The 26,717-nt window shown below is 66.4% G+C and carries 23 protein-coding genes; 15 read left to right on the top strand and 8 right to left on the bottom strand.

Annotation, left to right across the window (positions count from 1 at the left end):
- Window positions 1-24: 24 nt before the first annotated feature.
- Window positions 25-558 (bottom strand): GNAT family N-acetyltransferase, encoded by a 534-nt coding sequence (locus tag GGR25_RS20925; protein WP_183400806.1) that lies wholly within the window; start codon window positions 556-558, stop codon window positions 25-27.
- Window positions 559-781: 223 nt separating this feature from the next.
- The gene (locus GGR25_RS20930; RefSeq protein ID WP_246410079.1) at window positions 782-1,243 is read right to left on the bottom strand and encodes an NUDIX domain-containing protein; all 462 of its coding nucleotides are present in this window, start codon (window positions 1,241-1,243) and stop codon (window positions 782-784) included.
- Between the two features lie 194 nt (window positions 1,244-1,437).
- On the opposite strand from GGR25_RS20930, the gene GGR25_RS20935 reads away from it, so the two are divergent.
- Window positions 1,438-2,334, top strand: a complete 897-nt coding sequence (locus GGR25_RS20935; RefSeq protein ID WP_183400808.1) for a metallophosphoesterase family protein — start codon at window positions 1,438-1,440, stop codon at window positions 2,332-2,334.
- Window positions 2,335-2,338: 4 nt separating this feature from the next.
- Here the strand turns inward: GGR25_RS20935 and GGR25_RS20940 are convergent, their stop codons facing one another.
- The gene (locus GGR25_RS20940; RefSeq protein WP_183400809.1) at window positions 2,339-2,959 is read right to left on the bottom strand and encodes a hypothetical protein; all 621 of its coding nucleotides are present in this window, start codon (window positions 2,957-2,959) and stop codon (window positions 2,339-2,341) included.
- A 184-nt stretch (window positions 2,960-3,143) separates the two neighbouring features.
- On the opposite strand from GGR25_RS20940, the gene GGR25_RS20945 reads away from it, so the two are divergent.
- Together GGR25_RS20945 and GGR25_RS20950 are read left to right on the top strand one after the other, a co-directional pair.
- A complete protein-coding gene (locus GGR25_RS20945) occupies window positions 3,144-3,557 on the top strand; it encodes a YbaK/EbsC family protein (RefSeq protein WP_246410081.1) in 414 nt (137 codons plus the stop codon).
- 133 nt (window positions 3,558-3,690) lie between these two features.
- Window positions 3,691-5,319 (top strand): peptide ABC transporter substrate-binding protein, encoded by a 1,629-nt coding sequence (locus tag GGR25_RS20950; protein WP_183400811.1) that lies wholly within the window; start codon window positions 3,691-3,693, stop codon window positions 5,317-5,319.
- A gap of 67 nt (window positions 5,320-5,386) precedes the next feature.
- On the opposite strand, the gene GGR25_RS20955 is transcribed toward GGR25_RS20950, so the two are convergent.
- The 4 genes from GGR25_RS20955 to GGR25_RS20970 form a co-directional block, all read right to left on the bottom strand.
- Window positions 5,387-5,653 (bottom strand): glycine zipper domain-containing protein, encoded by a 267-nt coding sequence (locus tag GGR25_RS20955; protein ID WP_183400812.1) that lies wholly within the window; start codon window positions 5,651-5,653, stop codon window positions 5,387-5,389.
- Between the two features lie 176 nt (window positions 5,654-5,829).
- The gene (locus tag GGR25_RS20960; RefSeq protein ID WP_183400813.1) at window positions 5,830-6,099 is read right to left on the bottom strand and encodes a glycine zipper domain-containing protein; all 270 of its coding nucleotides are present in this window, start codon (window positions 6,097-6,099) and stop codon (window positions 5,830-5,832) included.
- Between the two features lie 279 nt (window positions 6,100-6,378).
- Window positions 6,379-7,671, bottom strand: coding sequence for an L-rhamnose catabolism isomerase (gene rhaI / locus GGR25_RS20965; protein ID WP_183400814.1), 1,293 nt, complete (start codon window positions 7,669-7,671; stop codon window positions 6,379-6,381).
- Window positions 7,672-7,798: 127 nt separating this feature from the next.
- Complete coding sequence (locus tag GGR25_RS20970; RefSeq protein WP_183400815.1) at window positions 7,799-9,901, bottom strand: bifunctional rhamnulose-1-phosphate aldolase/short-chain dehydrogenase; 2,103 nt, start codon at window positions 9,899-9,901, stop codon at window positions 7,799-7,801.
- Between the two features lie 267 nt (window positions 9,902-10,168).
- Here GGR25_RS20970 and GGR25_RS20975 point away from each other — a divergent pair, with 267 nt between their 5' ends.
- From GGR25_RS20975 to GGR25_RS21005, 7 genes are all read left to right on the top strand, one after another.
- The gene (locus tag GGR25_RS20975) at window positions 10,169-10,984 is read left to right on the top strand and encodes a DeoR/GlpR family DNA-binding transcription regulator (RefSeq protein ID WP_183400816.1); all 816 of its coding nucleotides are present in this window, start codon (window positions 10,169-10,171) and stop codon (window positions 10,982-10,984) included.
- On the top strand, window positions 10,981-12,510 hold the full coding sequence (locus GGR25_RS20980) for a sugar ABC transporter ATP-binding protein (RefSeq protein ID WP_183400817.1): 1,530 nt from the start codon (window positions 10,981-10,983) through the stop codon (window positions 12,508-12,510). Before GGR25_RS20975 ends, GGR25_RS20980 begins: the two co-directional genes overlap by 4 nt.
- The gene (locus GGR25_RS20985; protein WP_183400818.1) at window positions 12,507-13,493 is read left to right on the top strand and encodes an ABC transporter permease; all 987 of its coding nucleotides are present in this window, start codon (window positions 12,507-12,509) and stop codon (window positions 13,491-13,493) included. Before GGR25_RS20980 ends, GGR25_RS20985 begins: the two co-directional genes overlap by 4 nt.
- Window positions 13,494-13,495: 2 nt before the next feature.
- Window positions 13,496-14,461, top strand: coding sequence for an ABC transporter permease (locus tag GGR25_RS20990; protein WP_183400819.1), 966 nt, complete (start codon window positions 13,496-13,498; stop codon window positions 14,459-14,461).
- 98 nt (window positions 14,462-14,559) lie between these two features.
- Window positions 14,560-15,663 carry an autoinducer 2 ABC transporter substrate-binding protein gene (locus tag GGR25_RS20995; protein WP_380146553.1) on the top strand — a complete coding sequence of 368 codons (1,104 nt, stop codon included), beginning with the start codon at window positions 14,560-14,562 and terminating at the stop codon, window positions 15,661-15,663.
- Window positions 15,664-15,747: 84 nt separating this feature from the next.
- Window positions 15,748-17,130 carry an FGGY-family carbohydrate kinase gene (locus GGR25_RS21000; RefSeq protein WP_183400821.1) on the top strand — a complete coding sequence of 461 codons (1,383 nt, stop codon included), beginning with the start codon at window positions 15,748-15,750 and terminating at the stop codon, window positions 17,128-17,130.
- A gap of 77 nt (window positions 17,131-17,207) precedes the next feature.
- Window positions 17,208-18,758 carry a serine hydrolase gene (locus GGR25_RS21005; RefSeq protein ID WP_183400822.1) on the top strand — a complete coding sequence of 517 codons (1,551 nt, stop codon included), beginning with the start codon at window positions 17,208-17,210 and terminating at the stop codon, window positions 18,756-18,758.
- Between the two features lie 9 nt (window positions 18,759-18,767).
- Here GGR25_RS21005 and GGR25_RS21010 read toward each other — a convergent pair whose 3' ends face one another.
- Complete coding sequence (locus GGR25_RS21010) at window positions 18,768-19,625, bottom strand: MurR/RpiR family transcriptional regulator (RefSeq protein WP_183400823.1); 858 nt, start codon at window positions 19,623-19,625, stop codon at window positions 18,768-18,770.
- Between the two features lie 153 nt (window positions 19,626-19,778).
- On the opposite strand from GGR25_RS21010, the gene GGR25_RS21015 reads away from it, so the two are divergent.
- The 5 genes from GGR25_RS21015 to GGR25_RS21035 all read left to right on the top strand — a co-directional run bounded on the left by GGR25_RS21015 (window position 19,779) and on the right by GGR25_RS21035 (window position 26,710).
- The gene (locus GGR25_RS21015; RefSeq protein ID WP_183400824.1) at window positions 19,779-20,618 is read left to right on the top strand and encodes an N-formylglutamate amidohydrolase; all 840 of its coding nucleotides are present in this window, start codon (window positions 19,779-19,781) and stop codon (window positions 20,616-20,618) included.
- Between the two features lie 192 nt (window positions 20,619-20,810).
- Window positions 20,811-22,367, top strand: coding sequence for an amino acid permease (locus GGR25_RS21020; protein ID WP_183400825.1), 1,557 nt, complete (start codon window positions 20,811-20,813; stop codon window positions 22,365-22,367).
- A 161-nt stretch (window positions 22,368-22,528) separates the two neighbouring features.
- Entirely contained in the window at window positions 22,529-23,893 is a 1,365-nt protein-coding gene (locus tag GGR25_RS21025) for a glutamine synthetase family protein (RefSeq protein ID WP_183400826.1), read from the top strand.
- Between the two features lie 33 nt (window positions 23,894-23,926).
- Entirely contained in the window at window positions 23,927-25,330 is a 1,404-nt protein-coding gene (locus GGR25_RS21030) for an aldehyde dehydrogenase family protein (protein ID WP_183400827.1), read from the top strand.
- A gap of 204 nt (window positions 25,331-25,534) precedes the next feature.
- Window positions 25,535-26,710 carry an iron-containing alcohol dehydrogenase gene (locus tag GGR25_RS21035; RefSeq protein ID WP_183400828.1) on the top strand — a complete coding sequence of 392 codons (1,176 nt, stop codon included), beginning with the start codon at window positions 25,535-25,537 and terminating at the stop codon, window positions 26,708-26,710.
- Window positions 26,711-26,717 lie beyond the last annotated feature (7 nt).

Raw genomic sequence — 26,717 nt, forward strand, 5'->3', positions numbered from 1 at the left:
CCGTCTTCGCCGGTGTGACGATATTTATGCGCCCGGACCGGGGACTGTCGAGCCGGCGCCCGGCGCCCGCGTCACCCTGCCGCCAATCCCCTCCATGGCGCCCTCGACAAGCGGACAGACGAGGATGCGCGCCGGATCCGCCGGTGCCGGCAGCGTGAGAAGATAGGGCGCGACGCGCTGGAAGCCGAACGGGCCATAATAGGGCTCGTCGCCGACCAGGAGGACCAGTTCGTGCCCCGCCTCGGCAGCGGCGGCGAGCGCGGTGCGCATCAGCGACTTGCCGGCCCCGCGCCCCTTCCAGCCGTCGACGACCGCAAGCGGGCCGAGCAGCAGCCCGGGCCGGCCACCGATGAGGATCGGCGTCAGGCGGACCGAGCCGACCAGATCGAAGCCGGATTTCGCGACGAAGGAAAGGCCCGGATCATGCGGCACGCCCTCGCGCAGGATCGAGGCGGCGCGCGCGAAGCGGCCGGGTCCGAAGGCGCTCTCGTGCAGCGCCTCGATGGCCGGGTCGTCGCCCGGCTGTTCGAGCGTGATGGTGAAGCTGTCGATCTTCATCGGGATGCGGTCTCGTCGGATGGCGGTGGCTGAGTCCGACGGAGGCACCCTTCTCAGACGGGGCGAAGCCGCAGGACGAACGGAAGCTCGGCCTCAAGTGACGCAAGGTCACGGCCGGAGCGACGTCGTCGCGAAAGGGGCCTCGAAACCATGGATGGTTCCCGACGAGTTGATATGAAGAGCGCGCATAACACGGCGGCTCGCCCGCCGCAACGCCGGGATTTCACCAATGGCGGTCCGCGGGCGAACCGGTGAGGATCTCGGCGAGGCGCCGCCGCGTTGCCGGGCTGGTCTCCGCGGGCAGCGAATCCGGATCGAAGAAATCCGCCTCGACGATCTCATGATTGGGATAGGCGGGCGGATCGGGCCGGCTGATCCTCCGGGCGACGAAGAGCAGCACATGGTCGCGCCGGCGCTTCGTGTTCCAGTAGACGGCGAACAATTCCGCCGGCGCATCGAGAACGATGCCGCCCTCCTCGCAGAGTTCGCGCTCCAACGCCTCGATCGTGCTCTCGCCCCGCTCGACCCCGCCGCCCGGCATGTACCAGCCGGGCATATAGGAGTGGCGAACCAGGAAAATCCGCCCGTTGCCGTCGAAACAGGCGCCCCGCACGCCGAGCGTCATGCCGCGTGTGACCGGCGCGACGAGGCCGGCGAGCTTCGAGAGGGTGGAGCGGATCGGCATGGCGGGACTCATCAGAGCGCTTTCGAGCGAAGGGACTCCCCTTCGCGTGAAGAAAACGCGACCAAACAATGAGATAGAGCCGTTCGGCGATTCAATGAACCGCTCGACGGCTCTGGACCGCGCGAAGCTTGCCAGCAAAGCCGCGACCGATCCACTCTTCCGCCGCGCCGCCCAACGGCCTATTGCAGGAAGTGATGTTCCACCTCGCCCATCTCTCGGACCCGCATCTGGGGCCGCTGCCGAAGCCGCGCACGCTGGAGCTCGCCTCCAAGCGCGTGCTCGGCTATGTGAACTGGCGGCGCAACCGCATGCGCGCCCTCGCCGGCCCGGTCCTCGGAAACCTCGTCGAGGATGTCCTCGCCCAGGCCCCCGACCATATCGCGGTGACCGGCGATCTGATGAATCTCGGTCTGCCGGACGAAATCGTCACCGCCCGCGCTTGGCTCGAGGCCTTCGGCAGTCCCGAGCGCATCTCGGTCATTCCCGGCAATCACGACGCCTATGTGCCCGGCGCGCTCAAGCGGGCGCTCGCGGCCTGGGCGCCCTATGCGACCGGCGACCATGGCACGCCGCCCGGCCGCGTCATCTTCCCCTATGTCCGCCGGCGCGGACCTGTGGCGATCGTCGCGCTGTCGTCGGCGCGCGCCTCGGCGCCGTTCATGGCGACAGGCCATGTCGAAAGCGCCTGTCTGCCGGAATTGCATGACCAGCTGGTCCATGCCCGCCGTGACGGCCTCTTCCGCGTCGTGCTGATCCATCATCCGCCCTTCAGGGGCGCCACCAACTGGCACAAGCGCCTCGTCGGCTCCGGACGCATCCGCGCGGTGCTCAAGGAGGCCGGCGCGGAACTCGTCCTGCACGGCCACACCCATGTCGATTCCTTCGTCGAAATCGAAGGTCCGGACAGCGCCATTCCGGTCGTCGGCGTGCCGTCAGCCTCGAATGCGCCGGGCGGCCACAAGCCGGCGGCCCGCTACAATATCTTCGCGATTGATGGCGAGCCGGGCGCCTGGCGCTGCCACATGACGGAGCGCGGTTTCGAGGGACCGGGTTCGGCGATCGGTGTGATCCGCGAGCGGCAGATATGGTGAAGCGTCAGCCGATATGGATCCAGGCATAGGCAAGAAGGATCGCCACGCCGACCAGGATACCGCCGAGGAAGGCCGAGACGATCCAGCCCGGATGCACCTTCTGTGCGGCCGCCGGCTCCTGCGGCAGCGCATGGCGGAGCAGGCTCGCAGCCGTCTTTTCCGGACGCGCCGGCATATCCTGCTGCGCGATGCGTTTCGCCAGCCAGTCGCCTTCCATGGCGCGCTCGCGCTCGATGATGCGCTCGGCGACATATTGCGTGACGCAATCTGCCATGTCGTCGATATCAGCGGTTTCGAGGATCACCGTGCGGCCGAGACGCGTATCCTTGACGAAGCGATAGGTCCGCCGGTCACGGCCCATCACGACGAGTGAAGTCATGTCGATCCACAGCCTCGGCTGCGTTCCGGACGAAACCTCGAAGATGAATTGATCATCGTCCGACGGCACATCGGCGAAGACGCCGCGCAGCTCGTCGGCCAGCATGTCGAGGCGCGTACGCTCGGCTTCGCGCAGTTCGACGACGACATCCGACCGCTCGGATTCCGCCACGCGGACCTTGCGGATCGCATCGGTCAGATTGCGGACGTTGGAGGACGTCCCGTTCCTGCCGCTGGCGTCGCTCATCGATTGACTCCGAATGCAAGCAAAGTTGTTTAGTGTTCGTTTATCAAATTTGGCGGATCGGCGCACCCTCTCATCCGCCGAAACGACGAGGATACACAGGCCGATCATGACCGGGATCACTGGACCCACAGCGCGCGTGCGCGATGCCGCCGAATCCTTCGGCTTATCCGTGACGATTCGCACTATGCCCGAGTCGACCCGCACAGCGGAAGAGGCTGCGGCCGCTTGCGGCTGTCCCGTCGGCGCAATCGTGAAATCGCTGGTATTCCGCACGCGCGACGGTCACCGGCCGGTGCTGCTGCTCGTTTCGGGCGCCAACCGCGTCGATGAGGCGCATGTCGGCGCGGCCGTCGGCGCGGCGATCGAACGCCCCAACGCCGCTTTCGTGCGCGAAACCACCGGCTTCGCCATCGGCGGCATCCCGCCGCTCGGTCACGCGACGCCGATCGCCACCTGGGTCGACCAGGACCTTCTCGCTTTTCCGGCCGTCTGGGCCGCCGCGGGAACACCGAATGCGGTGTTCGCCGTCGATCCCAAGGCGCTCGCGACGGCGATCGGCGCCAGCATCATCACCATGGCCGAGGCCCGCCCCGCGTGAGGCGCCGGGGCGGTGCACGCGATCACGATAGCGTGTCGTGACGCCGGTCACAGCGGCGCGCGGACGCGCTTGAGAACCGATCGAAAGTCGGGCTTATGCCTCGAAGTCGAGAGCGGAATCGGAGAAACAGCGAATGCAGCTTCCATCGCGCTCTGCGCGCGGCGCGCGCCGGGCCAGATCGATCCTTGCGGCAGCCACCGCGCTCGCCGGCGCCCTCGCGGTCCTGCTCCCCGCCAGCGAGGCGGCGGCTGACGTGACGATCCAGCGCGGCTTTACCGGCAAGGTGGAGACGCTCGATCCGCAGAAGGCTTCGACCGCCGAGGAAGCGGCCATTCTGGTCGACATGTTCGACGGCCTCGTGACGGTCGATGCGCTCGGGCGCCTCGTCCCCGGCGCGGCCGAGAGCTGGACGATCTCGCCGGACGGTCTGGTCTATACGTTCAAGCTGCGCGAGGACGGCATCTGGTCGAATGGCGAGGCGCTGAAGGCGGCCGATTTCGTCGCTTCCTTCCGCCGCCTGTTCGATCCGGCGACCGGCGCGACCGAGGATGGCCCGCTGCAGGTCATCCGCGGCGCGATCCTGATCAAGCAGGGCCTCGCCAAGCCCGAGACGCTCGGCGTCAAGGCGCTCGATCCGCTGACGCTCGAGATCACGCTGGAGCAGCCGACCCCTACTTTCGAACTGCGGCTGGCGCAGCCCGTCGCGCTTCCCGTCTTCGTCGCGTCGATCAAGAAGCTCGGCGCCGATTTCGGCACGACCGGCAAGGTCGTCTCGAACGGCGCCTACCGGATCGGCGCCGTCGACCGCAAGGATGGCTATACGCTGCTGAAGAACCCGAAGTTCCACGCGGCCGATGGCGTGGCGGCCGACACGGTCGTCTATCGTCCCTTCGCCGAGGCCGAGGATTGCCTTGCGGCCTTCGAGGCCAAGGCGGTGATGGTGTGCTCGGATGTGCCGACGGGCGACCTCGGCAAGCTGCGCGCCGAAGTCGGGCCCGCGCTCCAGGTCGCGCCCTATGAAGGCACCTATTTCTATGCCTTCAACACGGCCAAGAAGCCGTTCGACGATCCGCGCGTGCGCCGCGCTCTCTCCATGGCGATCGATCGCGAGGCCCTTGCCTCCGAGGCCTGGTCGGGCGGCATGGTGCCGGCCGAAAGCCTTGTCCCGCGCGACCTCTCCGCCCGGCCGCAAGCACCCGTCGCTCCGATCGCCGAGCGCCGCCAGAAGGCATCGGCCCTTCTCGCCGAGGCCGGTTTCGATCCGAAGAAGCCCGGCGCCAAGCCGCTCAACCTGACGATCCGTGTCGGCACCGGCACCGCCCATGAACAGACCGCGAAGCTGATCGCCGAACAGTGGAAGGACATCGGCGTCGAGGCCAAGATCGTGACGGAAAGCAATTCCGACCACTACCAGCGCCTGCGTGACGGCGGCGATTTCGATGTCGCCCGCGCCGGCTGGATTCTCGACGAGCCGGATGCGGTCGACATGCTGACGCTGCTGCTCAGCGGCAACAAGCGCTTCAATTATGCCCGCTACGCCAATGCCGGCTATGACGAGATCGTGCAGGATGCGGAGATGGAGCTCGATCCCGCCCTTCGCCTGAAGCAGATCGCCGATGCCGAGACGGTCATCGCGCGCGACCAGCCCTTCATGCCCCTGCTCGGCTATGCCTCGCTCTCGCTGGTCGCGCCAAACCTCAAGGGCTGGCAGGCGAACGTCGTGAACGTTCACCCGAGCCGGTTCCTGAGCCTCGCGCCCTGACGGCGATCAGGGCCGGACATGACATCCGGCCCTTCGAGACCGCGCTCAAACGTCGATCATCCGCCGCTCAGCGGCAGGAGACGTAGTGCCGGCGACCGTAGCGATCGACCCAGTAGCAGCGATTCGACGTCGCGTCGGCGATGATGGCGCCGGTCACGGCGCCGACGCCGGCGCCAACGGCCGCTCCGCCCCAGCTCTGTGTCGCCGCACCGCCGATCGCCGCGCCGGTGACGCCACCGATCACGGCACCGTCGCCGGTCCGCGAACCGGTGGTGCAGCCCGCCAGCACAGCACCCGCAAGCGCGACAGAAACGACAAGCGCAGATTTCTTCATGGGATTGTTCTCCTCTGGCCGAAGCCCCGGCGCCTTGACCCGGGCGAAGCCCGCTGAGGAAAAGCCGCGAAGAGGCATCCGGTTCCCATGCGCCGATGCCGCGGTCGCCATGAAGAGCGTTTGAAACGAAAACGGCCGGGCAAAGCCCGGCCGTTCCGTAGGAAATATTGGGCGCCTTAGCGGCAGGCGACGTAGTGCTTCACGCCGTTCTTGTCGACCCAGTAGCACTTGCCCGTCGCATCGGCGATGATCGCGCCGGTCACGGCACCGAGGCCGGCGCCGATGGCCGCGCCACCCCAGGTTCCGGTCGCCAGGCCGCCGATGGCGCCGCCAGCGGCGGCACCGAGCACCGCGCCGTCACCCGTGCGCGAACCCGTCGTCGGCGAGCAGCCGGCAGCCACGGCGCCGAGCAGAACGAGCGTTGCGAGAGTCGTAAACTTCTTCATTCTCAAACCTCCTGTCGGCGGCGCCCCGAGCTAACCGCCACACACAGCCTTAACGGCACGAAGCCTCATGATGGACGCGACCGGAAACACCGGAGCGGCAGTCAACCACGACACCTGCCACACGATACCCCGCAGCAAGCCCGCAGCAACATTATCCGTTCCGTGGCGGAGCGAGAAGTGGGCAACATGGGTCCGGTCGTCATAGTGTGACGGCCGTCACGTTGCCGCCAAAGCGACAATTCCGCTTACGGCGATCCGGTTCCAGACTCTCCTGAACCCTCAAACAATACCGCTCGAACTGCCGCCGCTCGACGGGCGCTCGGCCGTGACGCGCTGGCGATAGCCCGAGGCGCGATAGGTTCCGATCGGGTCGATGGCGCCGCCCTTGACGAGACGGGCCTTGGCGAGGATCGGGCCGACATCCGTCGTGAAGGCGCGCTTCAGCGTCTGGTTCGCCATGAGCGCATCATTGGAATCCTGATAGGATTCCAGCGCCTTGCGATCGACGAGCAGCGCCTGCGTATAGGCGCGCAGGATCTCGATCGCGCTCGCCATGAGGCTCTCGATCGGATCGGTCACATTGTGCGACTGGTCGATCATATAGGCCGGATTGAAGCTCGGAGCCTTGCGATGCTCGGCATCGACCAGCTCGTTGAAGACGAGGAACAGCTGGAACGGATTGATCGAGCCCGAATCGAGATCGTCGTCGCCATATTTCGAATCGTTGAAATGGAAGCCGGCGAGCTTTTCGAACTGGATCAGCCGCGCGACGATCATCTCGATATTGACGTTCGGCGCGTGATGGCCGAGGTCGACCAGCGCGAAGGCCTTGGGGCCGAGTTCCTGCGCGATCAGGTAGTTGGTGCCCCAGTCCTGCACCACGGTCGAATAGAAGGCCGGCTCGTAGAGCTTGTGCTCGGAGAAGATCCGCCAATCGTCGGGCAGCGCCGCATACACCGCCTTCATCGAGTCGAGATAGCGCTCGAAGGCGCGCGTGAAGTTGGACTGGCCGGGGAAGTTCGAGCCGTCGCCGATCCACACGGTCAGCGCCTTCGAGCCCAGCACTTTGCCGATCTCGATCGTCTCGATGTTGTGCTCGATCGCCTGCTGGCGGACGGCCGCGTCGGTGTGCGAGAGCGAACCGAACTTATAGGAGTGCTTCTGGTCCTTCGCGTCCGAGAAGGTGTTCGAGTTCATCGCGTCGAAGCCCAGGCCGAGCGCGTCGCCCTTGGCCTTCAGTTCCTTCGGATCGGCCTTGTCCCAGGGATTGTGCAGCGAGACGGTCGGCGTCGCGCGCGTCAATTGCTGGATCACGGCGCAGTCGTCGAGCTTCTCGAAGATGCCGCGCGGCTCGCCGGGCCCGGCGAAGCGGGCGAAGCGCGTACCACCGGTGCCCACGCCCCAGGACGGAATCGCGACATGGAACGCCGCGACCTTCCTGGTGATCGCGTCGATGTCGATGCCACGGCGGTCGAGCTGCTCGCCGAGATGCGAATAGTCATTGGCGAGAGCCGCCGCCTCGATGCCGTTCTGCTCGGTGACGAGCTCGGCCGAGATCGGAAGTGCGCTCATGGGTTGGTCCTCCCCGATTGTTGGTTTCCGCCTCCGCCATCCCGCCCGGGCAGGCTCCGGTTCGGCCGGCATGAAGCGCGGCCGAACGGATGCCGGATTAGCCCGGCCATGACGGAAACGGCATGTCTTACCGTGTGAAGCTCACCGCGTTGCCGGCGTCGACATTGATGATGTTGCCGGTCGACTTGGCCGAGAGATCGGAAGCCAGGAAATAGGCCGCCTCGGCGATGTCCTCGGGAAACACCGAGCGCTGCAGCAGCGAGCGCTTGCGGTAGAATTCCTCGAGATCATCTTCGCCGATCCGGTTCGACTGGGCCCGCTGCGAGCGCCATTCGCCCTGCCAGATCTTGGAGCCGCGCAGGACGGCATCCGGATTGATCGTATTGACGCGGATGCCGAACGGCGCACCTTCGAGCGCGAGGCAGCGGGCGAGATGGATCTCCGCCGCCTTCGCCGCGCCATAGGCCGAGGCGCCGGCCGAGGCGGCGAGGCCGTTCTTCGAGGCGATGAAGACGATCGCGCCGCCGAGCTTCTGCTTCTTCAGGATGCGATAGGCCTCGCGCGAGACGAGGAAATAGCCGGTGGCGAGGATCGAGATGTTGCGATCCCACACTTCCAGCGTCGTGTCCTCGAACGGTGCGGCGGAGGATATGCCGGCATTCGAGACGAGAATGTCGAGACCGCCATATTCGACCAGCGTCTTGCGGAAGGCCTCGATCGTCTGCGCCTCGCTGGTGACATTGGCGATCACGCCGCGGACATTGTCCTTGCCGAAGCGCTTGCCGAGTTCCTCGACGCGCGCGTCGAGCGAGCCCTGGTCGATATCGGCGAGGACGACCACTGCGCCCTCCTGCAGATAGCGCACGGCCGTCGCCGAACCGATGCCGCCGGCGCCGCCCGTGATGAAGGCGATGCGGCCGGCGAGGCTCTTCGGCTTCGGCATGCGCTGCAGCTTCGCCTCTTCGAGCAGCCAGTATTCGATGTCGAACGCTTCTTGCTCGGGCAGGCCGACATAGGTCGACACCGACGAGGCACCGCGCATCACATTGATCGCGTTGACGTAGAACTCGCCCGATATGCGCGCCGTCGCCTTGTCGCGGGCGAAGGTGATCATGCCGACGCCCGGCACCAGATAGACGACCGCGTTCGGATCGCGCATCGCCGGGCTGTTCGCCCGCTTGCAGCGCTCGTAATAGGCCGCGTAATCGGCCCGATAGGCCTCGATCGCCGCGTCGAGGCCGGCGATGACCTCGTCGAGATTATCGCGCGCCGGATCATAATCGAGCACGAGCGGGCGGATCTTGGTACGCAGGAAGTGATCCGGGCACGACGTGCCGAGCGCCGCGAGCGGCTTGAGCTCCGCCGCGTTGACGAATTCGAGCACCGCATCCTGGTCGTCGAAATGGCCGACCTTCGATTCCGTCTTGCCGATGCGACCCCGGATCTCGGGCATCAGCGCGGCCGCGACGGCGCGGCGCTTCTCGGGATCGAGTGCGCTCGCCACTGCGCCGCCAAAGGGAGCCTTGCCGACCGTCTCCTTGTCGAACCAGGCGATCGCCTTGTTGATGATCGCGAGCGTCAGCTCATAGCAATCCTTCGCCGTGTCGGCCCAGGTGAATAGGCCATGGCTCTCCAGCACGACGCCCTTCGCCTTTGGGTTCTCCCGGGCGAATTTCGACAGCCACAGGCCGAGTTCGAAGCCCGGCCGCTTCCAAGGCAGCCAGCCGATCTCGTCGCCATAGATGAGCTTGGTCAGTTCCTTCGAATTGGGCGTCGCCGCGATCGCGATGACCGCGTCGGGATGCATGTGGTCGACATGCCTGTAGGGAACATAGGCGTGCAGCGGCGTGTCGATCGAGGCGGCGCGCGGGTTCAGGTTGAAGGTGCAGTGCGGCAGATAGCCAACCATCTCGTCCTCGAATTCGAGGCCGCGATAGATGCCCTGGAGCGCGTCGAGCTTCGACTGATACAGCGTCGCAAAGCCGTCGAGCTTCATCGAGCCGACATCGCCACCGGAGCCCTTGACCCAGAGAACCGTGACGTCCTCGCCCGAAAGCGGGTCCTTCTCGACGACCTTGGCGGAGGTGTTGCCGCCGCCGAAATTGGTGATCCGCTTGTCCGAGCCGAGCAGGTTCGAGCGATAGAGCAGCAGCTCCGGCTCGCTCATGCCCGCCGCCCTGGCGTCGTCCCAGCGATTGTCGAGAAGGGTCTTGGAAACGGGGGATGTCATGCGAGGAGGTCCGCTTGGAAAGGGCGCCCGCCACGCCGCCGCCGACGCGCAGGCCGGTTAGCGCCCCGACCCGAGGGCCGGACGCTTCGTCGACGCTATGATCTGTCAGTCTCGACCGTAATTGTCAATCATGAGCGATCATATTTAGTCATATTGCAGCGCAATACGATCATGAAAGCTCTGCTGCGGCGCAAAATAGCTGAATTTGATCGATTATGATTGACACTTACATTGCAGTGCGCATGATCGCTCGGTCTGGGAGGACACATGCACGAGATTGAACGCCAGCGCCTGATCCTGGGCGAGGTCGCGGACCGTCCGGTCGTGACCGTGGCCCAGCTTGTCGAGCTGACGGGGGCCTCGGAGGCGACGATCCGGCGCGACATCAATGCGCTGCATGTCGAGGGCAAGCTCAAGAAGGTCCGCGGCGGGGCCGAGGCGCTGCACCCGCCGCAGCTCGTCGGCATAGGCGGGCGTCATTTCTCGGCGAGCGAGGAGATGAACGCGGCCGAGAAGCGCGCCATCGCACAGGCGGCCGTGGATCTCTGCGAAGACGGCGATTCCATCATCATCAATGGCGGCACCACGACCTTCCAGATGGTCGCGGGCCTCGCCAGCCGGCGCATGCAGATCCTGACCAATTCCTTCGCGATCGCCGAGGAGCTCGTCGGCCGGTCACGCAACACGATCGTCCTGCCGGGCGGCGCCGTCTATCGCGAGCAGAGCCTGATCCTCTCGCCCTTCGACAATGACGTGACGCGCAATTTCTATGCGCGGCGCATGTTCCTCGGCGCGCAGGGCGTCGGCCGCCACGGCGTGATGGAAGGCGACCCGCTGCTGATCCAGGCCGAGCAGAAGCTGATCAACCAGGCGGACGAGCTCGTGCTTCTGGTCGATTCCTCGAAATTCGCGCGCCGTTCGGCCCTCATCCTGTGCCCGCTCGACCGCCTCGACGTCATCGTCACGGACAGCGGGATCTCCCCCCGTGACGCCAAGATGGTCACCGAGGCGGGCGTGCGGCTGATCGTGGCCGAGGTGCAGGCGGAGCCGCTTTCCGGCCCGTCATCGGAGGAGCAGGAATGACCGAGGCTGCCGAACCCTTCATCCGCCTCAGCGGGGTGTCGAAGACCTTCTCCGGCATCAAGGTGCTGAAGGATGTCGATTTCGACGTCCGGCCGGGCGAAGTCCACGCGCTGCTTGGGGAGAACGGCGCCGGCAAGTCGACGCTGATCAAGATCATCTCCGGCTTTCACCGCCCCGATGAAGGCGGAACCGTCACCGTGCGCGGACGCCAGGTCGCCTTCTCGGCGCCGCGCGATGCTCGCGATGCCGGCATCGCCACCGTCTATCAGGAACTCCTGCTGTTCCCGGACCTGACCGTCGCCGAGAACATCTTCCTCGGCCATGCGCCGCGCACCCGCTTCGGCCGGATCGACTGGGGCACGCTGCGCCGCCGCGCCCGCGAATTGCTGAACGACCTCGACAGCCACGATCTCGACATCGATTCCCGCGTCGGCTCGCTCTCGGTCGCGAACCGCCAGCGCGTCGAGATCGCCAAGGCGCTCTCGATGGACGCGAAGCTGCTGATCATGGACGAGCCGACGGCCTCGCTCGCCGAAGCGGATGTCCGCCGCCTGCTCGACGTGGTCCGCCGGCTGAAGGCGCGCGGCGTCGCGATCATCTACATCTCGCACCGCATGCCGGAGATCTTCGCCCTCGCCGACCGCGTGACGGTGCTGCGTGACGGCGCCAAGATCGGTACGCGCCCCATCGACGAGGTCGACCACGCCACCCTCGTCTCGATGATGGTCGGTCGTTCGATCGACCAGCTCTTCCCCAAGGTCGAGGTGCCGATCGGCGAGCCGGTGCTGGAGCTGAGGAATGTCTCGCATGGCGAGGACGTGCGCGACATCTCGTTCACGCTGCGCGCCGGCGAAATCCTCGGCATTGCCGGCCTCGTCGGTTCGGGTCGCACCGAACTCGCCCTGACGATCTTCGGCATCACGCCGGCCACCTCGGGCGAGATCCTGCTGAACGGCACGCCGGTCACGATCCGCAGCCCGCAGCAGGCGCGCGACATCGGCATCGCCTATGTGCCGGAGGATCGCGGCCTCCAGGGGCTGATCAAGCCGCAGACGATCCGCGAGAACGTCTCGCTCGCCCTCCTGGACCGCATTTCCAAGGGCTCGATCATCGACCGCGCCCGCGAACTGGCGATGGCGAAGGATGCGATCGTCCGTTTCGGCATCCGCGCGCGCGGGCCTGAACAGCCGGCGCGCCAGCTTTCGGGCGGCAACCAGCAGAAGGTCGTGCTGGCCAAGTGGATCGCGACCGAGCCGAAGGTGCTGATCATGGACGAGCCGACCCGCGGCATCGACGTGGGCGCCAAGTCGGAGATCCACGCGTTGATGAGCCGACTGGCCGGCGAAGGCCTCGCCGTCATCATGATCTCGAGCGAACTGCCGGAGGTGTTGGGCATGAGCGACCGCGTGCTGGTGATGAATGGCGGCCGCATGGTCGGGATCTACGACCGTGCCGAGGCGACGCCCGACGTCATCGGCGGGGCCATGACGCATGCGGGCGCGACCGGTGGGGAGCACGCGGCATGAGCTTCGAAGCAGCGAGCCCGCGCCGCGCGGCATCCACGGGCGCCTTCTCGCGGATCGCCTCCGCCTATGGCCAGGAACTCATCATCCTGGCCGCCATCGTTCTGCTCTTCGCCGTGGTCGGCACCATCGCGCCGCGCTTCACGAGCCAGACCAACCTCACCTCGATCTTCGTCGGCAACGCCTATATCGCGGTTGCCGCGATCGGCATGTCGATGGTGATCATCTCCGGCCATATCGACGTCTCGGTCGGTTCGCTGATCGGCGTGCTCGCCACCATCTCCGGCACGCTCGCCGTCGCGGGCTACCCGGTCTGGATTGCCTGGCTCGTGCCGATCGTCGTCGGCATGGCGATCACCTCGATCATCGGCGTTCTCGTCGCCTATGTCCGCATTCCCTCGATCGTCGTCACGCTCGGCATGCTGTCGATCCTCAAGGGCGGGCTCATCAGCGCGACCGGCGGCGCCTGGATCACCAATCTGCCGCCGGACTATCTGATCGCGCAGTTCCGCCTGCTCGGCGTCCCCTCCCCCGTCTGGTTCATGGCGATCCTCACCATCGCCGCCGCGATCTGGATGCGCTCCACCGCCTTCGGCCGCTCGATCTATGCCGTCGGCGGCAATCCCGAGGCGGCGCGCGTCGCGGGCATTCGTGTCGAGGCGACCACGGTCTCGATCTTCGCGATCCACGGCATGTTCGCCGGCATCGCGGCAGTGCTGTTCGCGACGCAATTGCAGGTGATCCAGTCGACGGTTCCGCCGAACCTCGAACTGACGATCATCACCGCCTCGGTCGTTGGCGGCGTCTCGATCCTCGGCGGCACGGGCACGGTCATCGGGTCGACGCTCGCCGCCATCCTCTTCGCCGCGATCGGCTCGTCGCTGATCTTCCTGAACGTCTCCGCCTACTGGCTGCGCTCGGTCCAGGGTCTGCTGATCCTCGCCACCGTGCTCGCCGACATGGCCCGCCGCCACAGGATTTCGTGATCATGTCAGACGTTCCGCTTTCAACGACCGTGAAATCCTTCCTCCGCCACGAGACGATCCTCGCGATCCTCCTCGTCCTCGTGCTGTTCGTGCTGGCGCAGCAGTCCGACCGGTTCTTCACGGTGCCCAACCTGCTCAACCAGGGCCGCCTGATGACCGAGGTCGGGCTGATCGCCCTGCCGATGACCTTCGTGATCATCACGGGCGGCATCGACCTTTCGGTCGGCTCGATCCTCGGCCTCTGCGCGATCCTGCTCGGGGTGTTCTGGCACAATCTCGGCATCCCGCTGCCGATCGCCATGGTGCTCGCCATCGTCGTCGGCGCCGCATGCGGCCTCGTCAACGGCCTGATCATCACGCGCTTCAAGGTGCCGCCGCTGATCGCCACGCTTGCGACGCTCGCGCTCTATCGCGGCTTCGCCGAGGGCATCAGCCAGGCGCGGTCGGTCCGCGGCTATCCGGACTGGTTCTTCGTCCTCGGTCAGGGCGAGGTGCTCGGCGTGCCGACGCAGCTGTGGATTTTCATCGCGCTCGCGATCGTCGCCGGCCTCGTGCTGACCTACACCACCTTCGGCCGCGCGACCTATGCGGTCGGCGCCAACGAGACGGCGGCGCGCTTCTCCGGCATCGATGTCGATCGCACCAAGCTTCTCATCTACACGGCCGCCGGCCTCGTCTCGGGGCTCGCGGCCGTCATCTTCGTCTCGCGCGTCTCGACGACGCGCTCCGACATGGGCACGGGCGTCGAACTCGACGTGATCACGGCGGTGGTGCTCGGCGGCACGTCGATCTTCGGCGGGCGCGGCACCATCATCGGCACCGTGGTCGGCCTCGTGCTCGTCCAGGCGCTGAAGAACGGGCTCGCCCTTTCCGGCGTCAAGGGCGACGGCACGATCGTCGTGATCGGCCTCGTCCTCATCCTCGCGATCCTCGCGAGCAACCTCTTCAGCCGCAACGGCGACGGCTGAAACTAGAGAAAGGCCCGGCGGCCTGCCGACCGGACCAGCCGAAAGATCCCCCTCGGGAGGAGCCGCGGGGGCGAGCATTCAGGAGGAGAACGGCAATGTTGAAGAAGACCCTGTTGCTGGCGGCCTGTTTCGGCCTCGTCAGCGGCGCTGCCCTCGCCCAGTCGACCTGGACCGGCGGCGACGAGCTGCCCACCAATCCGCTCGCGTGCGATGGCACGCCGGGCGCCGTGGTGTCCAAGGATTATGATGGCGGCGTCCCGACCAATGCGCCGGATCGCGCCGGCAAGAAGATCACCGTCGTCGACATTCCGAAGCTGATCGGCGTCGGCTATTTCGCCGCCACGACCAAGGGCATCCAGGAAGCGGCCACCGAGCTCGGCAATGTCGACGCCAAGACGGACGGCCCGACCAAGGCCAATATCGACGAGCAGATCACCTTCATCGACAACTACATCACCTCGGGCGTCGACGGCATCCTGTTCGCCGCCAACGATCCCGTCGCCATCGCGCCGGTGCTGAAGAAGGCGCTCGCGGCCGGCATCAATGTCGTCGGCTATGACGCCAATGCGACGCCGGACGCGCGGCAGTGGTTCGTGAACCAGGCCGAGTTCAACGGCATCGCCAAGTCGCTGATCGACTCCATGGCCAAGGAAGCCGGCGAGGACGCGTCCTTCGCCATCGTCACCTCGACCTTCACCACGCCGAACCAGGCGCGCTGGATCGCCGAGATGGCCGCCTATGCCGCCAAGTGCCACCCGAACATGAAGTGGCTCGAGACGGTCGAGGCGCAGGAAGACAACGTCCTGTCGTTCAACCAGGCTTCGACGCTGATCAACAAGTATGGCGATCAGCTGAAGGGCATCTTCGGCATGACCTCCGTCGCGACGCCGGCCGCCGCCGAAGCGGTCACCCAGGCCAACCAGTGCGGCAAGATCGCCATTGTCGGCCTCGCGACGCCGAACGCGATGAAGCCCTATGTCGAGAAGGACTGCGTCAAGTCGGTGGTCCTGTGGAACCCCGTCGACCTCGGCTATGCCGCGATGCAGGTTCTCCGCGCGACGGCTGACGGCACGCTGAAGCCGGGCGCCACCTCGGTGAAGGCCGGCAAGCTCGGCGAGCTCAAGGTCGTGAACGGCTCCGAGATCCTGCTCGGCTCGCCCTTCGTGTTCGACAAGAGCAATATCGGCCAGTTCGACTTCTGATCGACGGAGCGGCTATCGATGGGGACGCGGGTCATGCGATAAGGCGTGGCCCGCGTCTTCTTTTTCCGCCGGAGCGTATCCCCAATGTCCGCCTCTACCCGCCCGGCCGCCACGGTCGTCCTCGACATCGGCAAGACCAATGCGAAGCTCGCTCTGGTCGACAGCGAGACGCGCACCATCGTCGCGCTGCGCACCATGCCGAACGAGGTCCGGCGCGACGGGCTCTATCCGCATTTCGATACCGACGGGCTCTGGAGCTTCATCGTCTCGGGCCTGACGGAATATGCGGCGCAGGCCGAGATCGGCTGCATCTCGACGACCACGCATGGCGCCGCCTGCGCCATCCTGAACGATGACGGCCTGCTGCTGCCCGTGCTCGACTATGAATATGGCGGGCCGGATTCGATCTCCGAGGCCTACCGCCCGCTGCGCGGTGCCTTCTGGGAGACGCTTTCGCCGGACCTGCCGGGCGGGCTGAATGTCGGCCGTCAGCTCTATTGGCTCGAGGAGACCTTTCCCTCGGCCTTCGGCCGCGCGACGGCCATCCTGCTCTATCCGCAATACTGGGTCTGGCGCCTCTCCGGCGCGCTCGCCGCCGAGCCGACGTCGCTCGGATGCCACACCGATCTCTGGAATCCCGAAGCCGGCACCTTTTCGCGCCTCGCCGAGGATCGCGGCTGGGCGAAGCGCATTCCGCCCGTCGTGCATCCCTGGGACACGGCGGGGACGATCCGCCCGGCGCTCGCCAAGAAGACCGGACTGCCGGTGGGCTGCCGCGTCGTCGCCGGCATCCATGACAGCAATGCGAGCCTGCTGCCGCACATCTTGCGCCGCCGTGCCCCCTTCGCCGTGCTGTCGACGGGCACCTGGCTCATCCTCTTCGCCGTCGGCGGCGAGATCGCCAATCTCGATCCGGCCCGCGACTGCCTCGCCAATGTCGATGCGCTCGGGCGGCCCGTGCCGTCGGCGCGCTTCATGGCGGGCCGCGAATATGAGCGGCTGACCGATGGCGACAAGACCGCGCCGAGCCTCGACGACGTCGAGCGTGTGGTGCGCAGCGGCGTGATGGCGCTCCCCTCCTTCGCGCCCGGCACCGGTCCCTATGCCTATCTCGACGGCCACTGGTCGAGCGATCCGGCGGCGCTGTCGCCTGGAGAGCGCGCGGCGGGCGCGAGCCTCTATTGCGCACTCGTGGCGACGACCTGCCTCGAACTGACCAGTGCGGCCGGCCCGATCGTCGTCGAGGGGCCGCTGTCGCGAAACCCGATCTTCCTCGCCGCGCTCGCGCGTCTCGTCGACCGCCCGGTCATCGCGCGGACAGACGCGACCGGCACGACCGAGGGCGCCGCGCTGCTCGCCGACGGTCCCGAAGGCGCCGGCCCCGGCCTGCCCGACGGCGCGCCGATCGAACCGCTCTCGATCGATCTTTCGACCTACGCCGCCGCGTGGCGCGACGCGCTGGAGTGATCCGCCAGCAGCGCGACTTGGCGGCGGAAGGTTTGTCCTGTTGTATGGGCCGGCATCGAACGGGAGGAGACGGTCGCATGTCCACACACGGATCCCGGAATCGGATCGCTGGCGGTCTGATCGCAGCCACCCTGCTCGCGGCCCCCGCGGCGGCGCTCGCCGAACCGGTCGCGCGCGACAAGGTCCTGGCGGCATTGCCGAAGCTCGAGGATATGGCACGGGCCGCTGTCGCGCGCGGTGACGTCCCCGGTCTCGCCATCGCCGTCGTGCAGGGCGACGACGTCCTGTTTGTGAAGGGCTTCGGCGTGCGCGAGGCGGGCAAGGCCGGAGCGGTCGGTCCCGACACCGTGTTCCAGCTGGCGTCGTTCTCGAAGCCGATCTCGGCCACCGTCGTCGCAGCCATCGTCGGTCAGAAGCGCGTCGCCTGGGACTCGAAGATCGCCGATCTCGATCCAGCGTTCCGCTTGGCCGACGCCTATCCGACCTCGGTGCTGACGGTCGAGGACCTGTTCAATCACCGAAGCGGCCTCCCCGGCCTCGCCGGCAACGAACTCGAAGACCTCGGCTATGACCAGGCCGAGATCCTGCATCGCCTCCGCCTCGTGCCGCTCGACGAGTTCCGCTCGCATTACTCCTATTCGAATTTCGGCCTCACCGAGGGCGCGGTCGCGGTCGCCAAATCGCTCGGCATCGCCTGGCCGGACCTCGCGGAAGAAACGCTCTATCGCCCGCTCGGCATGAGCGCGACCAGTTCGCGCTATGCGGATTTCCTCAAGCACGAGGACCGCTCTGAGCTTCACGTGAAGATCGACGGCCAGTGGACCGCCGCGGTCAAGCGCCTGCCCGACGCCCAGGCTCCGGCCGGCGGCGTCAGCTCGACGGCGCACGACCTCGCCACCTGGCTGAAGCTCGAGATCAACAATGGCCGTGTGGGCGGCGAACAGTTCATCGCCGAGGATGCGCTGGCCGCAACCCACCAGCCCCTCATGGACCGCGGCAAGAACCCGGTCACCGGAGCACAGTCCTTCTACGGCCTCGGCTGGAATATCGAATATGGCCGTCACGGGCTCAGCTGGGGTCATGCCGGCGCGTTCAGCACAGGCGCCCGCACCCTCGTGACCATCCTGCCGGAGGAGAAGCTCGGCATCGTCGTGCTGGCGAACGCCTTCCCGACCGGATTGCCCGAAGGTCTCGCCGATTCCTTCTTCGACCTCGCCCTCGACGGCAGAATAGAGAAGGGCTGGATCAAGGACTGGGACGCCGCCTATTCGGGCCTGTTCGACCCGGCCGTGAAGGCCTCGGAGGCGCGCTTCGCCCACCCGCCGCAACCCGCTTTGCCGCCGCTCGCGCTGACAGCCTATGCCGCCCGCTACGCGAACGACTATATCGGTGCGGCGACGGTGAGCCAGGAGGGAGACAGCCTCGTGCTGGCGCTCGGTCCCGAGGGCAAGCGCCGCTTTACGCTCGCGCCCTTCGCGCGGGACACGTTCCTGATGTATCCAGCCGCCGAAATGCCGACCTTCCGCTCGACCGTCACCTTCGCCATCGGTCCCGACGGCAAGGCGGAAACGGTCCGCATCGAAAGCCTCGACGATCTCGGCCTCGGGACGCTGAAACGGACGGAATAGGCCGCGCGCCTATTCCTCCACGCCGCGGATCGCTTCCAGCGCCTGGAGACGCTTGGTGCCGGCGCCGTTCTCGGCCTTGGCGACCTCGGCGAGCAAGGCCTCCACGACGAGCAGGAGGCCGGCGCTCGAATCCCAGACCGACGGCACGGCGACATGGGCCGGCAGCACGTGGCGGGCCACGCGCGAGATCGGCGAGAGCCACTGGTCGGTCACGAGGACGACGATCGCACCCCGCGCTGCCACCCGCTCGGCGAAGGCGAGCAGATCGTCCGAATAGCGGCGTATGTCGAAGAGCAGCACGACATCCCGCTTCTCGATATCGAGGAGTTGGTCGAGCCAGGCGGCGGGCTGGCCGGCGATGTGGCGCACGCCGGGGCGCAGCACGCGCAGATGCACGGTTGCATATTCCGCGATCGCGTCGGTGAAGCGTCCGCCGAGGAGATGCACCGCCCGCCTGCCATCCGCCAGCATGGCCGCGACGGCCGCGAACTCGTCGCGCGGCACATTGCTCGACGTGGCCCGCAGATTGTCGATCGTCGCCGCGGCGAAATCCGAGAGTGGATCGCCGCGCGGCATGCGCCCGCCGAGACCGGCGCCCTTGGCGAGCGGGGTCTCGCGCTGCGCCGCCAGCTCGGCCTTGAGCTCGTCCTGGAATGCCCCATAGCTGGAGATGCCGAGCTTGGCGATCATGCGCAGGACAGTCGGCGCGCTGACGCCGGCCGCCTCGCCGAAGCGAGCCGCCGTATCGAGACCGGCCATGGGGAAGTCGGCGAGCAGGCGGACGGCGGCGCGCTTCTCGTTCGGCGTCATGCGCCCGAGCTCGCGCTTCAATCGTTCCGCCAGCGAGGGCTGAACCTCCTGCGTCATGCGCCCTCACCTCTGCCGCGTTCGAAGGCAACTGACGCCTTCATTTCAGAATTGACGCATATTGCGGCTGCTGTAACGTACATTTCAATAGGGGATCCGGATTGCCGGATGGCCGGGCCGGATCGGCAGGCGGAAAAACGGGCGGGCACATTCTTGACGCAGACTTCCGGCGAGATCGGTTCGCATTTTCCGCGGGAGGACGGCTTGCTGCTGTCCGCGGACGAGCCGCCGGCCGCCGAATCGACCGATGGATCGGCCGATCCCTTCGTCTTCGTCTGCGAGCACGCCTCCAATCGCGTCCCCGTCGCCCTCGGCGATCTCGGCCTCGAGGCGGATCAGTTCGAGCGCCACATCGCCTGGGACCCCGGTGCGGCGCCCGTCACGCGCGGCCTCGCGGCGCGATTCGGCGCGGCGACCGTGCTGCAGCGCTATTCGCGCCTCGTCATCGATTGCAACCGCGAGCCGCATCTGCCCGACGCGATCACGCCCCGTTCGGAAGACACGCCCATTCCCGGCAATACCGGCCTGACCGAGGACGACCGGCGGAGCCGGATCGCCGCGGTCTGGGCGCCGTTTCATGCCGCCGTCGACAAGCTGCTCAACCGGCGCCTCGCCGAGGGACGGCCGACGATCCTCGTCACCGTGCATTCGTTCACCCCGATCTATCGCGGCGTGGCGCGGCCCTGGCATGTCGGGCTCATTTCGACCGACGACCGGCGGCTGGTCGAGCCGATGCTCGCAAGCCTCGGCAAGGGCGGCGACCTCGTCGTCGGCGACAACCAGCCCTATTCGCCGAAGGACAATGTCGACTACACGATCCGGCGCCACGGGCGCGAACGCGGTCTGCCGCACGTGATGATCGAGATCCGCAACGACCTCCTCGCCTCGCCGCGGGACGTCGGCGCCTGGGTGGAGGGGCTCGGCAACACGCTCGCGGAAGCGGCTGAGACCCTCGGCTATCAGTTGAAGGAGCAGCGCCGCGCACGAGCGTGAGGGACGCGGAAGAGACCAGAAAAGCTTGAGCGCCGGGAGGCGCGAAGGGTCCGATCGAACGGCAGCAAGACCGCAGACGGACGCGACGCATGGCAAAGGCCGCGCCATGTGCCGCACTTCAGAGGGCCATGGCTGGATCGGCTGCCGGCGACAGGGGTCCGGCCCGATCGGGACCTGTGACGGGAGAAGTCAATGAGCAATGTCGACGGCTATACCGAGAAGGACAAGAAGGCGGACATACACGTCCTTCACTCCATGGGCTATGCGCAGGAGCTCGAGCGGCGCATGAGCCGCTTCTCGAACTTCGCGATCTCGTTCTCGATCATCTGCATTCTCTCGGGCGGCATCAATTCGCTCGCCCAGGCGACCTCGGGCGCCGGCGGCGCCGCGATCGGCATCGGCTGGCCGGTCGGCTGCCTGATCTCCGGCGTCTTCGCGCTGGCCATGGCGCAGATCGCCTCGGCCTATCCGACGGCCGGCGGCCTCTATCACTGGGGCTCGATCCTCGGCAACCGCTTCACCGGCTGGGTCACCGCCTGGTTCAACCTGCTCGGCCTCGTCACGGTGCTCGGCGCGATCAATGTCGGCACCTATTATTTCTTCTTCGGTGCCTTCGGTCCGATGATCGGCTGGGAGGACACGATCACCAATCGCGTCATCTTCCTTGCCGTCCTGACCGGCCTGCAGGCGTTGATCAACCATATGGGCATCGGTCTCACGGCGAAGCTGACCGACTTCTCGGGCTATCTCATCTTCGTCACGGCGCTGGTGCTCGCCATCGTCTGCCTCATCGCGGCGCCGTCGTATGATTTCGGCCGCCTGTTCACCTTCTCCAACTATTCGGGCGAAGCCGGCGGGAATGTCTGGCCGTCCGTGTCGGGCTGGTGGGTATTCCTGCTCGGCCTGCTGCTGCCGATCTATACGATCACCGGCTACGACGCGTCGGCGCACACCTCGGAAGAGACGGTCAAGGCGGCCCATCACGTCCCGCGCGGCATGGTGATGTCCGTCGTGTGGTCGGCGGTGTTCGGCTACATCATGCTGTGCTCGTTCGTGCTCATGATCCCGAACATGGACGACGCGGCCAAGCAGGGCTGGAACGTGTTCTTCTGGGCAATGGACGCCCAGGTGAATCCGACTGTGAAGATCATCCTCTATCTCGCGATCTTCGTTTCGCAATTCCTCTGCGGCCTTGCGACGGTGACCTCGGTCTCGCGCATGATCTTCGCCTTCTCGCGTGATGGCGGCCTGCCGGCTTCCAAGGCGCTGTCGAAGGTCAGCCCGAAGTTCCGCACGCCGGTGGCGGCGATCTGGACGGGTTCGGTGCTCGCGGTGCTCTTCGTCTGGTTCACCTCCGAGATCACGATCGCCGGGGCATCCGCCTATTCGATCGTCGTCTCTTGCACGGTCATCTTCCTGTTCTTCTCCTTCGCGATCCCGATCGCGCTCGGTCTCTTCGCCTATGGCACGAAGAAGTGGCCGACCATGGGACCCTGGAATGTCGGGCGCGGCCTGTTCTCGCTCTTCGCCCTCCTCTCCATCGTCTCCATGGTGCTGATCTTCGTCATCGGCATCCAGCCGCCGAACGACTGGGCGCTCTACATCACGATCGGCTTCCTCGTGCTCGCGGCCATCGTCTGGTTCGCCTTCGAGAACCGCCGCTTCCAGGGTCCGCCGATCGGCGACGTGATCGCCAAGCGCAAGGCGGCGATTGCTGCGGCCGAGAAGGCCGTGGGCGAAACCGGCTGAATGCCCTGACCAAGAGTCGTCCCGGCATGGCCGGGACGGCTTCCCGACGAGCGGCCACCAAGAGCCGACCCCAGCGAGCCCTGGGTGCGCCCAAGGCCGAAAGACAATGACGGAACGGCGACTGCGTGCGGTGCCTTCCCCAACGAACGAGGAATCCACCGATGGCCGGAAAACTGACGCTCAAGGAACTCGAGGCCGAAATCGACGCCGGCACGATCGACACGGTCATCGTCGCGTTCCCCGATATGCAGGGCCGCCTGATCGGCAAGCGCTTCACCGGCGCCTTCTTCCTCGAGAGCGCCGTCCATGAAACCCATGCCTGCAACTACCTTCTGACCGTCGACATCGACATGGAGCCGGTGCCCGGCTACGAGGCGGCGAGCTGGCAGAAGGGCTATGGCGATTTCGTCCTGAAACCCGATCCGTCGACGCTGCGCCGCATTCCCTGGCTCGAGGGAACCGCGCTGATGCTCGCCGATGTCTGCGACCATCACGGCGAGGATCTGCCGCACGCCCCGCGCTCGATGCTGAAGGCGCAGCTGAAGAAGCTCAGCGACCGCAAGATGAGCGCCTTCTTCGCCTCGGAGCTCGAATTCTACGTCTTCGACGAGACCTATGAGACCGCCGACGCCAAGCGCTGGCGCGATCTGAAGACCATGGGCAATTATATCGAGGATTATCACATCCTCCAGACGACCAAGAACGAGCCGCTGCTGCGCGCGATCCGCAATGGCCTCATGGGCGCCGGCATCCCGGTCGAGAATTCGAAGGGCGAATGGGGCCCCGGCCAGGAAGAGGTCAATGTCCGCTATGCCGAGGCGCTGGAGACGGCCGACCACCATGTGATCCTCAAGAACGGCGTCAAGGAGATCGCCCATCTCCAGAACCGCGCCGTGACCTTCATGGCGAAATGGCGCTACGACCTCGCCGGCTCGTCGTCGCACATCCATTCCTCGCTCTGGGACGCGGCCGGCAAGAAGCCGCTGTTCTCCGATCCGAAGGACCCGCTCGGCATGTCGGAGACGATGAAGTCCTGGCTCGCCGGACATCTGACGAGCGCCAAGGAATTCACCTATTTCCTGGCGCCCTACATCAATTCCTACAAGCGCTTTCAGGTCGGCACCTTCGCGCCGACCAAGGCGATCTGGTCGATGGACAACCGCACGGCCGGCTTCCGCGTCGTCGGCCATGGCAAGTCGATCCGCACCGAATGCCGCATCGGCGGCGCGGACCTCAATCCCTATCTCGCCTTCGCCGCACTGATCGCCGCCGGCCTCGACGGCATCGACCGTAAGCTGGAGCTGGAGCCCGCCTTCGCCGGCGACGCCTATGTCGGCAAGCGACTGCGCGAAGTGCCGAAGACGCTGCGCGACGCGACCACGGCGCTCGAAAAGTCGAAACTGCTGCGCGCGGCCTTTGGCGACAGCGTCGTCGATCACTATGTGCATACGGCGCGCTGGGAACAGTTCGAATATGACCGCCGCGTCACGGATTGGGAGTTGCAGCGCGGGTTCGAACGGTACTAGCTGCCGCCCAATCCTCACTTCCGGGAAACCGACATGAACGCCCCCGTCCTGAAGATAATCACCCCCGTCGATGGCTCGCTCTATGCCGAGCGGCCACTGGCGAGCGAAGCCGACGTCCTCAAGGTGCTCCAAGCCGCCAAGGCGGCGCAGCGTGCCTGGCGGACGTCGTCCATGGCCGAGCGGCAGAAAATCGCGACCGCCTTCATCGACGCCATGGTCGCCGAGAAGGACAAGGTCGCGGAACTGCTGGCCTGGCAGATGGGCCGGCCGATCCGCTACGGCCATGGCGAGATGCGCGGCTTCGAGGAGCGCGCGCGCTACATGATCGAGATCGCGCCGGAGTCGCTGGCCGATATCGATGTCGGCCCCAAGGAAGGCTTCAAGCGCTATATCCGTCGCGAACCGCTTGGCGTCTGCCTGAACCTGCCGGCATGGAACTATCCCTATATGACGGCGCTCAATGCCGTGCTGCCGGCGATCCTGGCCGGCAACACCGTCGTCATGAAGCATTCCAGCCAGACCGCGCTGGTCGCCGAGCATTTCGCCGCCGCCTTCGCCAAGGCGGGCCTTTGGCAGGACGTGTTCCAATATGTGAACATGAGCCACGAGACGACCGACAAGGCGATCCGCTCGGGCCTCGTCGATCAGGTCGGCTTCACCGGCTCGACCGCCGGCGGCCACTCGATCATGGCTTCCGTCGCCGGCGCGCCGAACTTCCCGGCGACCACGCTGGAGCTCGGCGGCAAGGACCCGGCCTATGTCCGCGCCGATGCGAACCTGCCCTTCGCGATCGAGAACATCGTCGATGGCGGCTTCTTCAACTCCGGCCAGTCCTGCTGCGGCATGGAACGCGTCTATGTGCACGAGGCGGTCTATGACGCCTTTGTCGAGGGCGCGGTCGCGACCGTGAACGCCTACAAGCTCGGCAGCCCGACCGATCCGGCGACGACGCTCGGGCCGCTGGTCCGCGCCTCCGCGGCGAAATTCGTCAAGGACCAGGTCGACGAGGCGATCCGCGCCGGCGCGAAGGCGCTGATCGATCCGAAGCACTTCCCCGAGGCACGCGAGGGCACGGCATATCTCGCGCCGCAGGTGCTGGTCGATGTCGATCATTCCATGCGCTTCATGACCGAAGAGACGTTCGGTCCGGCCTTCGGCATCATGAAGGTCTCCTCCGACGAGGAGGCGATCCGCCTCATGAACGATTCCGATTTCGGCCTGACCTGCGCACTGTGGACCGAAGATGTGGACGCGGCCGAGCGCATCGGCGACCAGCTCGAGACCGGCACGGTCTACATGAACCGCTGCGACTTCCTCGATCCCGCCCTGCCCTGGGTCGGCGTCAAGGGCACGGGCCGCGGCGCGACGCTCTCCCGCGTCGGCTACGAACACCTGACCCGCCCGAAGGCGTTCCACCTGCGGACGAAGACGGGCTGAACCAGCCCGGCGTCTCTTGCGGGGCGCTGAAATCGATCAAGGCGTCATCCCGGCGAAAGCCGGGATCCATGCAGCTGAAGCGGCAGACGATGATGCTCGGCGGCTGTATGGACCCCGGCTTTCGCCGGGGTGACGGAGAATGAACCGGAAACGGCAAGCGAACCGACAGGCCGCAGACGCCGACATCAGACTTGAGGACCCATCATGCTCGACCGCTACGCCTCGCTGACTGCGAACTGGTCCTATCCGACCGCCATCCGCTTCGGCGCCGGACGGATCGCCGATCTCGCCGGCGCGGTGAAGACGGCGGGCATCACCAGGCCGCTTTTCGTCACCGATCCCGGCATTGCCGGCCTGCCGGTGGTCGCGACGGCGCTCGCCGTGCTCGACAAGGCCGGCGTGCCTTATGCGGTCTTCTCCAAGGTCGACGGCAATCCGACATTGGCCAATCTCGATGACGGCCTTGCCGCCTATAAGGCCGGCGGCCATGACGGCGTCATCGCATTCGGCGGCGGCTCGGCCATGGATATCGGCAAGACGATCGCCTTCATGAGCGGCCAGACTCGTCCGGTCTGGGATTTCGAGGATCGCGAGGACTGGTGGACCCGCGCCGACGCGAAGGGCATCGCGCCGATCGTCGCCGTCCCCACCACCGCCGGCACGGGCTCGGAAGTTGGCCGCGCCACCGTGGTCACCGATCCGAGCGACCACACCAAGAAGATCATCTTCCATCCGCTGATGCTGCCGAAGGTCGTCATCTCCGATCCCGAGCTGACCGTCGGCCTGCCCGCCAAGATCACCGCATGGACCGGCATGGACGCGCTGTCGCATTCGCTGGAAGCCTGGAGCAGCCCGTTCTTCCACCCGCTCTCGGCCGGCATCGCGCTCGAAGGCATGCGGCTGGTCAAGGACTGGCTGCCGGTGGCGGTCAAGGATGGCGGCAATCTCGACGCACGGTCCTACATGCTGATCGCCTCGTCCATGGGCGCCGTCGCCTTCCAGAAGGGCCTCGGCGCGATGCATGCGATGAGCCATCCCTGCTCCAGCCTGCGCGGCACGCATCATGGCCTCACCAATGCGGTCGTGATGCCCTATGTGCTGAAGCACAATCTTTCCGCCATCGACGAGAAGCTCGCAGCGCTCGCCCGCTATCTGGACCTGCCCGGCCAGTCGGCGGCGAGCGTCGTCGACTGGGTGCTGGCGCTGCGCGCCGAACTCGGCATTCCGCACACGCTGAAGGAAATCGGCGTCGATGAGGACGTGCTGCCCGAGGCGGCGAAGATGGCTGAACATGACCCGTCGAATGGCGGCAATCCCGTGCCGCTGACCGCGCAGGACTATGAGGTGCTGTTCAAAAACGCCATAAACGGCGTGCTATAGAGGCGCT

Origin of the sequence: Kaistia hirudinis, assembly GCF_014196455.1 — a bacterium.
GTDB classification, from domain to species: Bacteria; Pseudomonadota; Alphaproteobacteria; order Rhizobiales; family Kaistiaceae; genus Kaistia; species Kaistia hirudinis.

What these genes read in the sequence shown, in the direction of transcription:
- GGR25_RS21010 (WP_183400823.1), bottom strand. Translation starts at nt 19,625, where the DNA reads ATGACGCAGGAGGTTCAGCCCTCGCTGGCGGAACGATTGAAGCGCGAG.
- GGR25_RS20930 (WP_246410079.1), bottom strand. Translation starts at nt 1,243, where the DNA reads ATGCCGATCCGCTCCACCCTCTCGAAGCTCGCCGGCCTCGTCGCGCCG.
- GGR25_RS20935 (WP_183400808.1), top strand. Translation starts at nt 1,438, where the DNA reads ATGTTCCACCTCGCCCATCTCTCGGACCCGCATCTGGGGCCGCTGCCG.
- GGR25_RS21020 (WP_183400825.1), top strand. Translation starts at nt 20,811, where the DNA reads ATGAGCAATGTCGACGGCTATACCGAGAAGGACAAGAAGGCGGACATA.
- GGR25_RS20980 (WP_183400817.1), top strand. Translation starts at nt 10,981, where the DNA reads ATGACCGAGGCTGCCGAACCCTTCATCCGCCTCAGCGGGGTGTCGAAG.
- GGR25_RS20945 (WP_246410081.1), top strand. Translation starts at nt 3,144, where the DNA reads ATGCCCGAGTCGACCCGCACAGCGGAAGAGGCTGCGGCCGCTTGCGGC.
- GGR25_RS20985 (WP_183400818.1), top strand. Translation starts at nt 12,507, where the DNA reads ATGAGCTTCGAAGCAGCGAGCCCGCGCCGCGCGGCATCCACGGGCGCC.
- GGR25_RS20925 (WP_183400806.1), bottom strand. Translation starts at nt 558, where the DNA reads ATGAAGATCGACAGCTTCACCATCACGCTCGAACAGCCGGGCGACGAC.
- GGR25_RS20960 (WP_183400813.1), bottom strand. Translation starts at nt 6,099, where the DNA reads ATGAAGAAGTTTACGACTCTCGCAACGCTCGTTCTGCTCGGCGCCGTG.
- GGR25_RS21000 (WP_183400821.1), top strand. Translation starts at nt 15,748, where the DNA reads ATGTCCGCCTCTACCCGCCCGGCCGCCACGGTCGTCCTCGACATCGGC.
- GGR25_RS21005 (WP_183400822.1), top strand. Translation starts at nt 17,208, where the DNA reads ATGTCCACACACGGATCCCGGAATCGGATCGCTGGCGGTCTGATCGCA.
- GGR25_RS21030 (WP_183400827.1), top strand. Translation starts at nt 23,927, where the DNA reads ATGAACGCCCCCGTCCTGAAGATAATCACCCCCGTCGATGGCTCGCTC.
- GGR25_RS20940 (WP_183400809.1), bottom strand. Translation starts at nt 2,959, where the DNA reads ATGAGCGACGCCAGCGGCAGGAACGGGACGTCCTCCAACGTCCGCAAT.
- GGR25_RS20970 (WP_183400815.1), bottom strand. Translation starts at nt 9,901, where the DNA reads ATGACATCCCCCGTTTCCAAGACCCTTCTCGACAATCGCTGGGACGAC.
- GGR25_RS20975 (WP_183400816.1), top strand. Translation starts at nt 10,169, where the DNA reads ATGCACGAGATTGAACGCCAGCGCCTGATCCTGGGCGAGGTCGCGGAC.
- GGR25_RS21035 (WP_183400828.1), top strand. Translation starts at nt 25,535, where the DNA reads ATGCTCGACCGCTACGCCTCGCTGACTGCGAACTGGTCCTATCCGACC.
- GGR25_RS20950 (WP_183400811.1), top strand. Translation starts at nt 3,691, where the DNA reads ATGCAGCTTCCATCGCGCTCTGCGCGCGGCGCGCGCCGGGCCAGATCG.
- GGR25_RS21025 (WP_183400826.1), top strand. Translation starts at nt 22,529, where the DNA reads ATGGCCGGAAAACTGACGCTCAAGGAACTCGAGGCCGAAATCGACGCC.
- rhaI (WP_183400814.1), bottom strand. Translation starts at nt 7,671, where the DNA reads ATGAGCGCACTTCCGATCTCGGCCGAGCTCGTCACCGAGCAGAACGGC.
- GGR25_RS20990 (WP_183400819.1), top strand. Translation starts at nt 13,496, where the DNA reads ATGTCAGACGTTCCGCTTTCAACGACCGTGAAATCCTTCCTCCGCCAC.
- GGR25_RS20955 (WP_183400812.1), bottom strand. Translation starts at nt 5,653, where the DNA reads ATGAAGAAATCTGCGCTTGTCGTTTCTGTCGCGCTTGCGGGTGCTGTG.